14 protein-coding genes are annotated in these 12,858 nt (G+C 62.2%); 10 read left to right on the top strand and 4 right to left on the bottom strand.

The window, feature by feature from the left end:
* Positions 1 to 8: 8 nt before the first annotated feature.
* The 3 genes from clpA to DEM27_RS14980 all read left to right on the top strand — a co-directional run bounded on the left by clpA (position 9) and on the right by DEM27_RS14980 (position 3,769).
* Positions 9 to 2,546: an ATP-dependent Clp protease ATP-binding subunit ClpA gene (gene clpA, locus DEM27_RS14990; protein ID WP_109459067.1), complete on the top strand. Its 2,538-nt coding sequence runs from the start codon at positions 9 to 11 to the stop codon at positions 2,544 to 2,546.
* Between the two features lie 135 nt (positions 2,547 to 2,681).
* A complete protein-coding gene (locus tag DEM27_RS14985; protein WP_109459066.1) occupies positions 2,682 to 3,434 on the top strand; it encodes an AzlC family ABC transporter permease in 753 nt (250 codons plus the stop codon).
* Entirely contained in the window at positions 3,434 to 3,769 is a 336-nt protein-coding gene (locus DEM27_RS14980; RefSeq protein ID WP_109459065.1) for an AzlD domain-containing protein, read from the top strand. Before DEM27_RS14985 ends, DEM27_RS14980 begins: the two co-directional genes overlap by 1 nt.
* 31 nt (positions 3,770 to 3,800) lie before the next feature.
* Here DEM27_RS14980 and DEM27_RS14975 read toward each other — a convergent pair whose 3' ends face one another.
* From DEM27_RS14975 to DEM27_RS14960, 4 genes are read right to left on the bottom strand one after another with little or no spacing between them, the layout of a single operon-like run.
* Entirely contained in the window at positions 3,801 to 4,220 is a 420-nt protein-coding gene (locus DEM27_RS14975; RefSeq protein WP_109459064.1) for an HIT family protein, read from the bottom strand.
* A gap of 33 nt (positions 4,221 to 4,253) precedes the next feature.
* Entirely contained in the window at positions 4,254 to 5,435 is a 1,182-nt protein-coding gene (locus DEM27_RS14970; RefSeq protein ID WP_109459063.1) for a GNAT family N-acetyltransferase, read from the bottom strand.
* Positions 5,432 to 6,163 (bottom strand): glycerophosphodiester phosphodiesterase, encoded by a 732-nt coding sequence (locus tag DEM27_RS14965; RefSeq protein ID WP_109459062.1) that lies wholly within the window; start codon positions 6,161 to 6,163, stop codon positions 5,432 to 5,434. Before DEM27_RS14965 ends, DEM27_RS14970 begins: the two co-directional genes overlap by 4 nt.
* Positions 6,160 to 6,630: a RidA family protein gene (locus DEM27_RS14960; RefSeq protein ID WP_109459061.1), complete on the bottom strand. Its 471-nt coding sequence runs from the start codon at positions 6,628 to 6,630 to the stop codon at positions 6,160 to 6,162. Before DEM27_RS14960 ends, DEM27_RS14965 begins: the two co-directional genes overlap by 4 nt.
* Positions 6,631 to 6,747: 117 nt before the next feature.
* On the opposite strand from DEM27_RS14960, the gene DEM27_RS14955 reads away from it, so the two are divergent.
* From DEM27_RS14955 to DEM27_RS14925, 7 genes are all read left to right on the top strand, one after another.
* The gene (locus DEM27_RS14955; protein WP_109459060.1) at positions 6,748 to 7,572 is read left to right on the top strand and encodes a cell envelope integrity EipB family protein; all 825 of its coding nucleotides are present in this window, start codon (positions 6,748 to 6,750) and stop codon (positions 7,570 to 7,572) included.
* A 226-nt stretch (positions 7,573 to 7,798) separates the two neighbouring features.
* On the top strand, positions 7,799 to 8,566 hold the full coding sequence (gene rpsB, locus DEM27_RS14950) for a 30S ribosomal protein S2 (protein WP_109459059.1): 768 nt from the start codon (positions 7,799 to 7,801) through the stop codon (positions 8,564 to 8,566).
* A gap of 268 nt (positions 8,567 to 8,834) precedes the next feature.
* Positions 8,835 to 9,761: a translation elongation factor Ts gene (gene tsf / locus DEM27_RS14945; RefSeq protein ID WP_109459058.1), complete on the top strand. Its 927-nt coding sequence runs from the start codon at positions 8,835 to 8,837 to the stop codon at positions 9,759 to 9,761.
* A 106-nt stretch (positions 9,762 to 9,867) separates the two neighbouring features.
* Positions 9,868 to 10,590 carry a UMP kinase gene (pyrH, locus tag DEM27_RS14940; protein ID WP_109459057.1) on the top strand — a complete coding sequence of 241 codons (723 nt, stop codon included), beginning with the start codon at positions 9,868 to 9,870 and terminating at the stop codon, positions 10,588 to 10,590.
* A gap of 56 nt (positions 10,591 to 10,646) precedes the next feature.
* Positions 10,647 to 11,207 (top strand): ribosome recycling factor, encoded by a 561-nt coding sequence (gene frr / locus DEM27_RS14935; protein WP_109459056.1) that lies wholly within the window; start codon positions 10,647 to 10,649, stop codon positions 11,205 to 11,207.
* Positions 11,208 to 11,250: 43 nt separating this feature from the next.
* Positions 11,251 to 11,991, top strand: coding sequence for an isoprenyl transferase (locus tag DEM27_RS14930; protein ID WP_109459055.1), 741 nt, complete (start codon positions 11,251 to 11,253; stop codon positions 11,989 to 11,991).
* Positions 11,991 to 12,833: a phosphatidate cytidylyltransferase gene (locus tag DEM27_RS14925; protein ID WP_109459054.1), complete on the top strand. Its 843-nt coding sequence runs from the start codon at positions 11,991 to 11,993 to the stop codon at positions 12,831 to 12,833. The genes DEM27_RS14930 and DEM27_RS14925 overlap by 1 nt, the downstream gene beginning before the upstream one ends.
* The last annotated feature ends 25 nt before the right edge of the window (positions 12,834 to 12,858 follow it).

Below are 12,858 nucleotides of genomic sequence, written 5' to 3'. Positions count from 1 at the left end.
ATCTGATCGTGCCAACATTTTCGCCGAATCTTGAGAAGGCGCTGCACCAGGCACTGACTTATGCCAACGAGCGGCATCACGAATATGCGACGCTCGAGCACCTGCTCCTGGCGCTGATCGACGACGGCGATGCCGCCGCGGTCATGGGTGCGTGCAATGTCAATCTCGATATGCTTCGCAAGACCGTCACCGACTACGTCGACAACGAATTGTCGAACCTGGTGACCGGTTACGACGAAGATTCCAAACCGACCTCCGGGTTCCAGCGCGTCATCCAGCGTGCGGTGATCCATGTCCAGTCTTCCGGACGCGAGGAAGTGACCGGCGCCAACGTGCTGGTCGCCATCTTCGCCGAACGGGAAAGCCATGCCGCCTATTTCCTGCAGGAGCAGGAGATGACGCGCTACGACGCCGTCAATTTCATTTCCCATGGAATCGGCAAGCGTCCCGGCGCCAGCCAGGCGCGCGCGCCGCGCGGAGTCGAGGAAGGCGAGGCCGAAAGCAAGCAGACCCGCGGCGAGCAGGAGGACGGCGGCTCCAAGAAACAGCAGGACGCCTTGAAGGCCTACTGCGTCAACCTCAACGAGAAGGCCAAGAACGGCAAGATCGATCCGCTGATCGGCCGTCACGCCGAGGTCAACCGCACCATCCAGGTGCTGTGCCGCCGCTCGAAGAACAATCCGCTCTATGTCGGCGATCCCGGCGTCGGCAAGACGGCCATCGCCGAGGGCCTCGCCAAGCGCATCGTCGAGAAGAAGGTGCCGGAGGCGTTGCAGGACGCGACGATCTTCTCGCTCGACATGGGCACGCTGCTCGCCGGCACCCGCTATCGCGGTGATTTCGAAGAGCGCCTGAAGCAGGTGGTCAAGGAGCTGGAGGAATATCCCGGCGCCGTGCTGTTCATCGACGAAATCCACACCGTCATCGGTGCGGGTGCGACGTCGGGCGGCGCCATGGATGCCTCGAACCTGCTGAAGCCGGCGCTTTCCTCCGGTGCGATCCGTTGCATCGGCTCGACCACCTACAAGGAATACCGGCAGTTCTTCGAAAAGGACCGGGCTCTCGTCCGCCGCTTCCAGAAGATCGACGTCAACGAGCCGACGGTCGAGGATGCCATCGAGATCATGAAGGGCCTGAAACCCTATTTCGAGGAATACCACAAGCTGCGGTACTCGAACGAGGCGATCAAGTCCGCCGTCGAGCTCTCGGCCCGCTACATCTCTGACCGCAAGCTGCCGGACAAGGCGATCGACGTGATCGACGAGACCGGCGCCGCGCAGATGCTGCTGCCGGTCTCCAAGCGCCGCAAGCTGATCACCGAAAAGGAAATCGAGGCGACCATCGCGACGATGGCGCGCATTCCGCCCAAAACCGTGTCCAAGGATGACGAGATGGTTCTCGCCAACCTGGAGAAGGATTTGCGCTCGGTGGTCTACGGCCAGGATGCCGCCATCGAGGCGCTGGCGACCTCGATCAAGCTCGCCCGTGCCGGCCTGCGCGAGCCGAACAAGCCGATAGGCTGCTACGTCTTCTCCGGCCCCACCGGCGTCGGCAAGACGGAAGTCGCCAAGCAGCTTGCCTCGTCGCTGGGTGTGGAACTGCTGCGCTTCGACATGTCGGAATATATGGAACGCCACACGGTCTCGCGGCTGCTCGGCGCACCTCCCGGCTATGTCGGCTTCGACCAGGGCGGCCTGTTGACCGACGGCGTCGACCAGCATCCGCACAGCGTCGTGCTGCTTGACGAGATCGAGAAGGCGCATCCGGATATCTTCAACATCCTGCTGCAGGTCATGGACCATGGTTCGCTGACCGACCACAACGGCAAGAAGATCGACTTCCGTAACGTCATCCTGATCATGACGACCAATGCCGGCGCATCCGAAATGGCCAAGGCCGCCATCGGCTTCGGTTCGTCGAAGCGGACGGGTGAGGATACCGAGGCGCTGAACAGGCTGTTCACGCCGGAATTCCGCAACCGTCTCGATGCCACCATCGCGTTTGCGCCGCTGCCGACCAAGGTTATCCACCAGGTCGTGCAGAAGTTCATCATGCAGCTGGAATCGCAGCTCTCCGAACGCAACGTCACCTTCGACGTGCACGAAGATGCGATTTCCTGGCTCGCCGAACGGGGATATGACGAGAAGATGGGCGCGCGGCCGCTGTCCCGCGTCATCCAGGAGCACATCAAGAAGCCGCTTGCCAACGAGATTCTCTTCGGCAAGCTGCGCAAGGGCGGCGTCGTCAAGGTGACGATCGGACCGCTGGAGGATGGCAAGACGGGCCTGGTGCTCGACTCCATTCCCGACAGCGCGCCGGTCAAGCCGAAGCCGGAAGCTGAGGTGCTCGAGACCGATGGCGACGAGGCCGAGGCGCCGAAGGCCAAGGTTTCCAAGGCCCGGGCAAAGGGCGGCGGACCTGCCGCTACGGCAATTGCCAAGTCGGCCGACGTGACGTCGGATGCGGTTGCCGAACTGGAGCGTGAGCCCAAAGAGGAAGGCCGCCGCAAAGGCAGCACGGTTCCGAAGGTGCCGAAGAAGAAATAAGCTGCCGTTCTGGCAGCCGCGATGCCGGGCCGAAAACGCGCCCGGTTTTTTTTGTTTCCAAAACATTTCATTCTTATGCAATTCCAGCAAAACCGTTGCGCACTCATGCTGGAATTGTTTTGTCGGTTCCGCCCAATGGTTTCAGATAAATCGAAGACGCGCCTCTACTGGTTTTTGGCCGGCATGCGCGGGCTTTTTTCCCTTCCGTCGCTCATCCTCATGACTTCTTTCGTCGGGTTCAGCGCTTTTGCGCTGGAATCGGGCATTCCGCGCAGCGAGGCGGTGTTCATGACCTTCATTGTCTGGGCCTTGCCGGCAAAGATGATCCTGATCGGCATGATGACCGGCGGCGCCAGCCTGGCCGCCTGTTTTCTGGCGGTGACGCTGTCTTCGGTACGGATGATGCCGATGGTTGCCTCGATCGTCCCGGAAATGCGCAGCAAGGGCACGCCGGTCTGGCTGCTGCTGCTGTTATCGCATTTCATCGCCATCACCGCCTGGGTCTTTACCAGCCAGAATATCCATCAGGTGCCGCGCCCGGCGCGTGTCGCCTATTTCGCCGGTTTCGGCATGACGCTGGCGTTGGTCAACACGCTGATCGTCTTCCTGTCCTACGGCGCCGTTTCCGCCTTTCCGCCGCTGATGGCAGGCGTCCTGTTTTTCCTGACGCCGGTCTATTTCATCGCCTCGATCTGGGCGACGGCGCGGCATTCGGTGGTGCGCATCGCCTTTGTCGTCGGTATCGTCGGCGGGCCGTTGTTTGCGCTGATCGAGCCTGAATTCGATATCCTCTATGTCGGAATCGGCGGCGGCACGCTGGCCTATCTGTTCGACCGCTATGTCGTCAGGCGCAAGCGTCTGGCCGCGGCCGGGGAGGGCGAAGCGTGATGCAGGACCTGTGGCCCTATGTCTTCATCGCGGTTGCCGGCTGGCTTGCGACCGATTTCTGGCGCTGGCTCGGCGTGCTGGCCGGAAACCGGCTGCGGGAGGATTCCGAGGCGTTTTATTGGGTGCGCTCGGTGGCGACGGCGCTGGTCATGGCGGTGACCGCCAAGCTCGTCGTCTTCCCTACCGGCGCGCTGGAGGCATCGCCGCTGTGGATGCGGCTCGGCGCTGCCGGCCTCGGCTTTGCGGCGTTTCTCGTCTCGGGGCAGAGGGTGGCCGTCGGCGTTGGGGTTTCGCTGGTTCTTCTTGCAGCAGGGCTTTACGCGATCGGCCTGTGACGGCCGATCACCTCTCTCGGTCGTGTTGCGATCACAAGGCCTGGCGGATCTTCTCGGCATTGGCGGCCAGCACGGCCGGGTCTTCCATTTTGCCGGAATGCGGCTTCAGCGGGCTGCTTTCGTGCCGGGGAATGACATGGAAATGCAAATGGAAAACCGTCTGGCCGGCCGCCGGCTCGTTGAACTGCGCGACATAGACACCATCGGCCTCGAAGGCCTCCTTTACCGCCACGGCAATTTTCTGCACCACCGGGATGGTCTTGGCGAGAACCGCCGGATCGGCATCGAGGATGTTGCGGGAGCCCGCTTTCGGAATGACCAGCACATGGCCCGGCGCCTGCGGCATGACGTCCATGAAGGCGACCGTATCGGCGTCCTCGTAGACCCGCGTCGACGGAATTTCTCCGCGCAGGATTTTGGCGAAGATGTTGTTGGTGTCGTAAGCGCTCATGAAATCCTCTCCTTGAATGTCTTGTCTGTGCGGTCAGTCCTGCTGGCGTTCGCCCTTGCGGAAGGGAGCATGCTCCGTGAGCATGTCGCCGATTGCCTCGACCTCGCGACGTTCCCGCTGCAGATAGTCGTCGATCGCCCGGCGCAAGCCCGGATGGGCAATGTGATGCATGGAATGCGTGGTCACCGGCAGATAGCCGCGTGCGAGCTTGTGTTCGCCCTGCGCCCCGGCCTCGACGCGGGCCAGCTTCTTCTCCAGCGCAAAATCGATTGCCTGGTGATAACAGACTTCGAAATGCAGGAACGGGTGGTCCTCGATGCAGCCCCAGTGGCGGCCGTACAGCGTATCGGCGCCGATGAAGTTGATGGCGCCGGCAATGTATTTGCCGTTGCGCTTGGCCATCACCAGCAGGATGTCGTCGGCCATCCGTTCGCCGATCAGCGAATAGAACAGCCGGTTGAGATAGGGCCGGCCCCATTTGCGGCTGCCCGTATCCATGTAGAAGGCGAAGAACTGGTCCCAGATGTCTTCCGTCAGATCCTTGCCGGTCAGCCAGTCGATGGAGATGCCGCCCTCCAGCGCCGCCCGCCGCTCCTTGCGCAGCTCCTTGCGCTTGCGCGACGACAGCGTTTCCAGGAAGGCCTCGTGATTGGCGTACCCGTCATTGATGAAGTGGAATTGCTGGTCGGTGCGGTGCAGGTAGCCTTCGTCTTCGAAGAACGGCACCTCGCCCTCGGGCACGAAGGTGACATGGGCGGAGGACACGCCGAGCTGGCGCGTCACTTCTTTCAGTCCGCCGGCAAGGCCCGCCCTGATCATCGCCTCATCCTCGCCGCCGGCGACCAGCAGGCGCGGCCCGGTGGCGGGGGTGAAAGGTATGGACGCCTGCAGCTTCGGATAATAATGGCCGCCGGCCCGTTCGAAGGCGTCGGCCCAGCCCTGGTCGAAGACATATTCGCCCTGGCTGTGGTTCTTGAGATAACAGGGGACCGCGCCGATCAGCGTACCGTCGTCGCTTTCCAGCAAAAGATGGTGCCCCATCCAGCCGCTCTTGGCACTCGCCGAGCCGGATTCTTCCAGCGAGGACAGGAAGGCATGCGACAGGAACGGATTGTACGATCCGTTCGCCGAAAGCGTGCCGGAGAGCCTGGACCAGCGCTCCGGCAGGATGGATTTGAACGAGTTTTCGATACGGATCGTATAGGCGGTCTTCATGCGGTCAGGGCAGGGCTTTCGCGTGGGTCGAAGCCTTCGAAGGTCATCTGGTCGGCGTAGCGGAAGGTGCGCTTGACGGCCTCCTCGTCGCGCACCGTCCAGGTGATGACGGGAATACCACGCTGCCTTTGCGCCGTAATGAAGGCATTCGGCAGATGGTCGTGCGCATAGGAGATGAAATCAAGCCCGAGATGCATCGCTTCTTCGTGAACGAAGAACTGTTCCGGGTCGTTGCCCCAGGCGGTCAGACCGATCGGGTAGGGACAATTCAGCGCCTTCAGCTCCTTCAGGAACCAGTGGTCGAAGCTCATCAAGGCCACTTTGCCCTTGTAGCCTTCGAGAATCTCCAGCACGCTTTCGACGAAACCTTCGTCGTCGCCTTCGCGGCCCTTGAGCTCGATGATCAGCGGAACCTTGCCCTGGCACAGGTCGAGCAGTTTCTGCAGCGTCGGGATCCGGTCCCTGGTGCCGCCGATGGTCATCAGGCCGAGTTCGCCGCTGGTGCGGGCGCGCACGTCTCCCTTGATGTTGCAGAGGCGTTCCATGTCGTCGTCATGAAAGACCACCGGAACGCCGTCGGAGACATATTGCAGGTCGCATTCGATGGCAAAACCCGCCTCGATGGCGCGGGAAAAGGCCGAGAGGGTGTTTTCCCAGACCTGGTGGTTCATGTCGTGGTAGCCGCGATGCGCCACCGGCCGCTCGATGATCCAGGAGGCATCGCTCATGGCGCGATCTCGATGACGGCATCGATCTCGACGGCGGCGTTCAGGGGCAGGGCCGCCATGCCGACGGCGGCGCGGGCATGCTTGCCGGCATCGCCGAGCACGTTGGCAAGCAGGTTCGATGCGCCGTTGATGACGAGGTGCTGTTCCGTGAACGTCGGCACGGAGGCGACGAAGCCGTTGAGCTTGAGAATGCGCACGATCCGGCCGAGATCGCCGCCGAGCGCCGCTTTCGCCTGCGCCAGGATGTTGATGGCGCACAGTTCGGCGGCCCGGCTGCCGGCCGCGACGTCGACGTCCTGCCCCAGGAGACCGCTGACGGCGATCTTGCCGCCCTCGATCGGCAACTGGCCGGAGAGATACAGCAGGTTGCCGCTGATCGTGTAGGGCACGTAGTTTGCGGCGGGCGCGGCGGCTTGCGGCAGGGTGATGCCGAGTTCCTTCAGGCGGCTTTCGATGGCGTCCGACAATTTCGTCTCCCGTTTTGTTGTAAAATGGCTAAAAATCCTGCATGCAAGGCGGGAATGCCTCGTTTCGGTCGAAAGCGTTCTTATATCATCGCTGCCGAGTCCAACAGGAGATAATGCATGTTCCGGACGAGCTTCGCCACTGTGGCCATCGCCGCTTTCGGCACCTTGGGCGCAACGGCTGCCAGCGCACAGGCCGCCGCCGGCAGCCTTATCCCGCATCGGGCCGTCTATGACCTGCAGCTCAAGGACGCCTCGGAGCGGTCGGGTATTTCCGGCATGTACGGCCGCATGGTCTATGAATTCCTCGGCTCGGAATGTGCCGGCTACACCACGAATTTCCGCTTCGTCACCTCGATCGACACCGGCGAGGACACCCGGCTCACCGACCAGCAGACCACGACCTTCGAGGACCTGAAGGGCGGCAAGTTCCGGTTCGAAACAAAGACTTTTACCGACGAACAGCTCGACAAGCAGGTCAGCGGTGCGGCCGAAGACGAAGAGGACAAGCTGAAGGTCGAACTGAACCAGCCCGACAAGCGCGAGGTCGAACTGGCCGACGGGCGATTCCCGACCGCCCACATGCTGGACGTGATCGAAAACGCCCGCAAGGGCCCGACCTTCTTCGAGGCCCGTGTCTTCGACGGCAGCGACAATGGCGACAAGACGCTGTTGACCACGACCGTGGTCGGCAAGCAGGACACGCCGAAGGCGGACGATGCCGATGCAGCCAAGGCCGGCGAATTCGCCAAGTCGCCTTTCTGGCCGGTGACGATCGCCTATTTCAACGACACCAGCACCGGCGATTCGCTGCCGATCTATCGCATGTCCTTCAAGCTCTACGAGAACGGCATCACCCGCGATCTCACCATGGATTACGGCGATTTCGTGCTGACGGGCCGGCTGTCGAAGCTGGAACTGCTCGGTCCGGGGGAATGCCACTAGGCGCGGTGCCTGAGACGCTCCCGACGTAGGCGTCGGAAGCCTCGCCTCGTTCATGGTTTTTTACCCAAAAGCCTTGCAATTCCGCCAAATCGCCTGTATGGGCACCGGCATTCCACACGTGGGGCATGGGATCGTCCGGGAGAAATCCGGGCTGTTCCGCCGGTGGCTTCCTCGAAGAGGAGGCTGTTCGCCCCGCGGAGGTTCAACCGGAAAAGGAGAAAAAGGCATGGCATTGCCTGATTTCAGCATGCGCCAGCTTCTGGAAGCTGGTGTTCACTTCGGCCACCAGACCCATCGCTGGAACCCGAAGATGAAGCCGTACATCTTCGGCGATCGTAACAACATCCACATCATCGACCTGGCTCAGACCGTCCCGATGCTGTCGCGCGCCCTGCAGATCGTCAGCGATACCGTTGCCCGCGGCGGCCGCGTCCTGTTCGTCGGCACCAAGCGCCAGGCATCCGAGATCATCGCCGATGCCGCCAAGCGTTCGGCCCAGTACTACGTCAATTCCCGCTGGCTCGGCGGCATGATGACCAACTGGAAGACCATCTCGAACTCGATCGCCCGTCTGCGCAAGCTCGACGAGATTCTGAACACGGAAGGCTCCGGCTATTCCAAGAAGGAGCGCCTGACCCTCGAGCGCGAACGCGAGAAGCTTGATAAGGCCCTCGGCGGTATCCGCGACATGGGCGGCGTTCCGGACCTGATGTTCATCATCGACACCAACAAGGAAAAGATCGCCATCGACGAAGCCAAGCGTCTTGGCATCCCGGTCGTCGCGATCATCGACTCGAACTGCGATCCGGACCTGATCGACTACGCAATCCCGGGCAACGACGACGCTTCGCGCGCCATCGCTCTCTACTGCGACCTGATCTCCCGCGCTGCGATCGACGGCATTGCCCGTCAGCAGGGCGCATCCGGCCGCGACATCGGCGCATCCGCCGAAGCTCCGATCGAGCCGGCGCTGGAAGCAGAAGCCGGCGCCTGATCAGGCGGGAAGGCGGGGTCTCAAAACTCCGCCCCTTCCGGGAACATATCAGGACAAGGCCGTTTGTGACCGATGGTACGAGCGGCCTTGCCCGTTTTCCGGGCATGGAATTTTCGCCTTCGCATGGCGATCCGACCCCCGGGACTGCCCGTGATGCCTGTTCATCACGCTGTCATAGTTCCGGGTACATTTCGTTTCCCAAACCGGGTGCAGCTTCGCTCGATCCTGAATGAACGCGGCGCCCGAACGAACCGACAAGAGGCTAAGAATGAGCAACGTAACTGCAGCAATGGTGAAGGACCTGCGCGAAAAGACCGGCGCAGGCATGATGGACTGCAAAAAGGCGCTGGCTGAAACCAATGGTGACATCGAAGCCGCCATCGACTGGCTGCGCGCCAAGGGCATCGCCAAGGCCGACAAGAAGTCCGGCCGCACCGCCGCCGAAGGCCTGATCAGCATTGCCGGCAACGGCACCAAGGCCGTCGTCGTCGAAGTCAACTCCGAAACCGACTTCGTTGCCCGCAACGATGCGTTCCAGGACCTCGTTCGTGGCGTCGCGCAGGTTGCGCTGACCACCGATGGTACTGTTGACGCCGTTTCCGCCGCTACCTATCCGGCCAGCGGCAAGTCGGTTTCCGACACGATCAAGGATGCCGTTGCCACCATCGGTGAAAACATGGCTCTCCGCCGCTCGATCGCGCTGTCGGTCGAAGACGGCGTCGTCGCCACCTACATCCATAACTCGGTTGCCGACGGCCTCGGCAAGCTCGGCGTTCTCGTCGCGCTGAAGTCGACCGGCGACAAGGAAGCCTTGAACGCCATCGGCCGCCAGGTCGCTATGCACATCGCTGCGACCAACCCGCTGGCACTGCGTCCGGAAGACGTCGATCCGGCTGTTGCCGAGCGCGAACGCAACGTGTTCATCGAGCAGTCCCGCGCTTCGGGCAAGCCGGACAACATCATCGAGAAGATGGTCGACGGCCGCATGCGCAAGTTCTTCGAAGAAGTCGCCCTTCTGTCGCAGTCCTTCGTCATCAACCCGGACCTGACGGTTGCCGCTGCCGTGAAGGAAGCCGAAAAGGCTGTCGGCGCGCCGATCGAAGTGACCGGCATGGCTCGCCTGCTGCTAGGCGAAGGCGTCGAGAAGGAAGAGACCGACTTCGCCGCCGAAGTGGCTGCTGCAGCCAAGGGCTGATATCGCTTGCTTATTCGATGAAAAGCTTTGGGCATCGCGTGACAACGCGGTGCCCTTCGTGTATCCGGCATCAGAAATAGACGACATGCCTTTCGAGGAGCCCCGAATGACCCCCCAGCCGTTGTACAAGCGCGTTCTTCTCAAAGCGTCGGGTGAGGCCCTCATGGGAAGCCAGGGTTTTGGCATCGACGTTGCCGTGGCCGATCGCATCGCCGGCGATATCGCCGCAGCCCGCGAGATGGGCGTCGAGGTCGGCGTCGTCGTCGGTGGCGGCAATATCTTCCGCGGCGTTGCGGTGGCGTCCAAGGGCGGCGACCGTGTCACCGGCGACCACATGGGCATGCTGGCGACCGTCATCAACGCCCTGGCGCTCGCAACCTCGCTGCGCAAGCTGAACATCGACACCGTGGTGCTGTCGGCCATCGCCATGCCGGAAATCTGCGAAAGTTTCTCGCAGCGTGCGACGCTGTATCACCTCGGCCTCGGTCGTGTGGTGATCTTTGCCGGCGGCACCGGCAATCCGTTCTTCACCACCGATTCCGCCGCAGCGCTGCGCGCCGCCGAAATGGGCGCCGAGGCCATCTTCAAGGGAACGCAGGTGGACGGCATCTATTCCGCCGACCCGAAGAAGGACCCGACTGCGACCCGATTCGACCACCTGACCCACAGCGAAGTGCTTTCGCGCGGCCTTGCGGTCATGGACGTGGCCGCGGTGGCACTGGCGCGCGAAAATTCCATTCCGATCATCGTGTTCTCCATCCATGAGAAGGGTGGATTCGCGGAAATCTTGACGGGCGGCGGCCGCAAGACCATCGTCAAGGACAATTGAGAGAGGCGGAGCCGGCATTTCCTGCCGGCGGCCGCACTGAAGACGGGAGTTAAATTATGAGCCAGGGTGTTGATCTCAAGGAATTGAAGCGCCGCATGGATGGCGCAATCACCGCGTTCAAGAGCGATATCGCCTCGCTCCGCACCGGCCGGGCGTCGGCCAACGTTCTCGATCCGGTCACGGTGGAAGCCTACGGTTCGCGGGTGCCGCTGAACCAGGTCGCCAACATCACCGTTCCGGAGCCGCGCATGCTCGGCGTTTCCATCTGGGACAAGTCGATGGTCGGCGCTGTCGATCGGGCGATTCGCGAAGCCAACCTCGGCCTCAACCCGATCATCGACGGCCAGAACCTGCGCATTCCCCTGCCGGAACTCAACGAGGAGCGTCGCCGCTCGCTGGTGAAGGTTGCGCATGACTATGCCGAAAAGGGCAAGGTGGCGATTCGCAACGTGCGCCGCGACGGCATGGACACCTTGAAAAAGTCGGAAAAGGACGGCGTGATCGGCCAGGACGAAAGCAGGTCGCTTTCGGAAAAGGTGCAGAAAATGACCGACGAGACGATTTCCGAAGTCGACCGCTTGCTCGCCGACAAGGAAAAGGAAATCATGCAGGTCTAAGTCTGCCTGCCTGCACCTACCGTTGCGAGAAACCGGACCATCGATGTCAGATCATCACCTTTCGGCCGTGCCCGAACATGTTGCTATCATTATGGACGGGAACGGCCGCTGGGCGAAACAGCGCGGCCTGCCGCGCACCATGGGGCACCGCAAGGGTGTCGAATCGGTTCGCGACATCGTGCGCGCCGCCGGTGACGCGCATATCAAATATCTGACTTTGTTTGCGTTTTCTTCCGAGAACTGGCGCCGTCCGGAAAGTGAGATCACCGACCTGATGGGGCTTTTGCGCACCTTCATCCGTCGCGATCTTGCCGACCTTCATCGCGAGAACGTCCGAATCCGCATCATCGGCGACCGTGAGAACCTGCGCGGCGACCTTTTGCCGCTGCTGCTCGAGGCTGAAGAGACGACGCGCGCCAACACGGCGCTGACGCTGGTCATCGCCTTCAACTACGGCTCACGCGACGAGATCGCCCGCGTTGCCGCCAGGCTGGCTGCTGACGTCGCGGCGGGCCGGATGCGGCCGGAAGATATCGACGCGGAGGCGATCAATGCGCGCCTGGATACCGCCGGCATTCCCGATCCCGACCTGATCATCCGCACCAGCGGCGAGGAGCGGCTGTCGAATTTCCTTCTCTGGCAGGCAGCTTATTCGGAGCTGATGTTCGTTCCGGAATACTGGCCGGACTTCAACCGCGACCTGTTTTTCAAGGCGCTGGAAAAATACGCCGCACGGGACCGGCGATTTGGCGGACTGTCGAAGACGCTCGTGGCAGGTTCCTGATGAGCCGGGAACTGCGACTGCGAATCGTTTCGGGCATCGTGCTTGCCATCGTCGTCCTGGCCGCCACCTGGTACGGCGGCGTGGCGTTTCGGGCGCTTTCGGCGCTGATCGCGCTGCTGATCTATTCGGAGTGGTCGACGATCACCCGCCTGCCGTCGCAGGATTTCCGCGGCAACGCGCTGGGCTGGCTTGCTATCGCCTCGATTGCCGCCAACATCCTGTTCGGTTCCGAAGACTACGCCATTCCGCTGCTTGGCGGCTTCACCATCACTGCCATGCTGTTTGCCGGACTGCGCAAGTCCGGCACCTGGTGGCTGCCGGGTGGCGTGTTTTATGCCGGGCTGTCCGGCATTTCCCTTGCCGCCATCCGCGCTGACGATGCCGTCGGCCTGGTGGCGATGCTGTTCGTCTTCGCCGTCGTCTGGGCGACGGATATCCTCGCCTATTTTGTCGGACGTGCGCTCAAGGGGCCGAAGCTGGCGCCGCGAATCTCGCCCGGCAAGACCTGGTCCGGCGCCATCGGCGGCACGGTGTCGGGCGTCGCCGCGGGCACCGCGGTCGCCTTCGCGCATTTTCCGGGCACCGGCCTCTGGATCGTGTTCGTGGCCTTCCTGCTTTCGGTGTCGAGCCAGATCGGCGATCTGTTCGAATCCTTCATCAAGCGGCGTTTCGGCGTGAAGGACTCAGGCAAGATCATTCCCGGCCATGGCGGCGTGATGGATCGGGTGGACGGACTTGTTTTCGCTTGTTTTGCAGCGTTTCTGCTGGCCGTATGGCATTCGATGCTCAACAATGGCATCCTGACCTCGGTGGGCGCCTTTCTCCTGGGATTGGGACTATGATGCGCCGGCCGGATCGGAAGGAAAA

The organism is Rhizobium album (assembly GCF_003122325.1).
Lineage (GTDB): Bacteria > Pseudomonadota > Alphaproteobacteria > Rhizobiales > Rhizobiaceae > Metarhizobium > Metarhizobium album.
Note: the sequence above shows the minus strand (reverse complement) of the source record. Positions and strands in the feature narration are given on the sequence as shown.

What these genes read in the sequence shown, in the direction of transcription:
- DEM27_RS14985 (WP_109459066.1), top strand. Translation starts at nt 2,682, where the DNA reads ATGGTTTCAGATAAATCGAAGACGCGCCTCTACTGGTTTTTGGCCGGC.
- DEM27_RS14980 (WP_109459065.1), top strand. Translation starts at nt 3,434, where the DNA reads ATGCAGGACCTGTGGCCCTATGTCTTCATCGCGGTTGCCGGCTGGCTT.
- DEM27_RS14975 (WP_109459064.1), bottom strand. Translation starts at nt 4,220, where the DNA reads ATGAGCGCTTACGACACCAACAACATCTTCGCCAAAATCCTGCGCGGA.
- DEM27_RS14970 (WP_109459063.1), bottom strand. Translation starts at nt 5,435, where the DNA reads ATGAAGACCGCCTATACGATCCGTATCGAAAACTCGTTCAAATCCATC.
- DEM27_RS14965 (WP_109459062.1), bottom strand. Translation starts at nt 6,163, where the DNA reads ATGAGCGATGCCTCCTGGATCATCGAGCGGCCGGTGGCGCATCGCGGC.
- DEM27_RS14955 (WP_109459060.1), top strand. Translation starts at nt 6,748, where the DNA reads ATGTTCCGGACGAGCTTCGCCACTGTGGCCATCGCCGCTTTCGGCACC.
- rpsB (WP_109459059.1), top strand. Translation starts at nt 7,799, where the DNA reads ATGGCATTGCCTGATTTCAGCATGCGCCAGCTTCTGGAAGCTGGTGTT.
- tsf (WP_109459058.1), top strand. Translation starts at nt 8,835, where the DNA reads ATGAGCAACGTAACTGCAGCAATGGTGAAGGACCTGCGCGAAAAGACC.
- pyrH (WP_109459057.1), top strand. Translation starts at nt 9,868, where the DNA reads ATGACCCCCCAGCCGTTGTACAAGCGCGTTCTTCTCAAAGCGTCGGGT.
- frr (WP_109459056.1), top strand. Translation starts at nt 10,647, where the DNA reads ATGAGCCAGGGTGTTGATCTCAAGGAATTGAAGCGCCGCATGGATGGC.
- DEM27_RS14930 (WP_109459055.1), top strand. Translation starts at nt 11,251, where the DNA reads ATGTCAGATCATCACCTTTCGGCCGTGCCCGAACATGTTGCTATCATT.
- DEM27_RS14925 (WP_109459054.1), top strand. Translation starts at nt 11,991, where the DNA reads ATGAGCCGGGAACTGCGACTGCGAATCGTTTCGGGCATCGTGCTTGCC.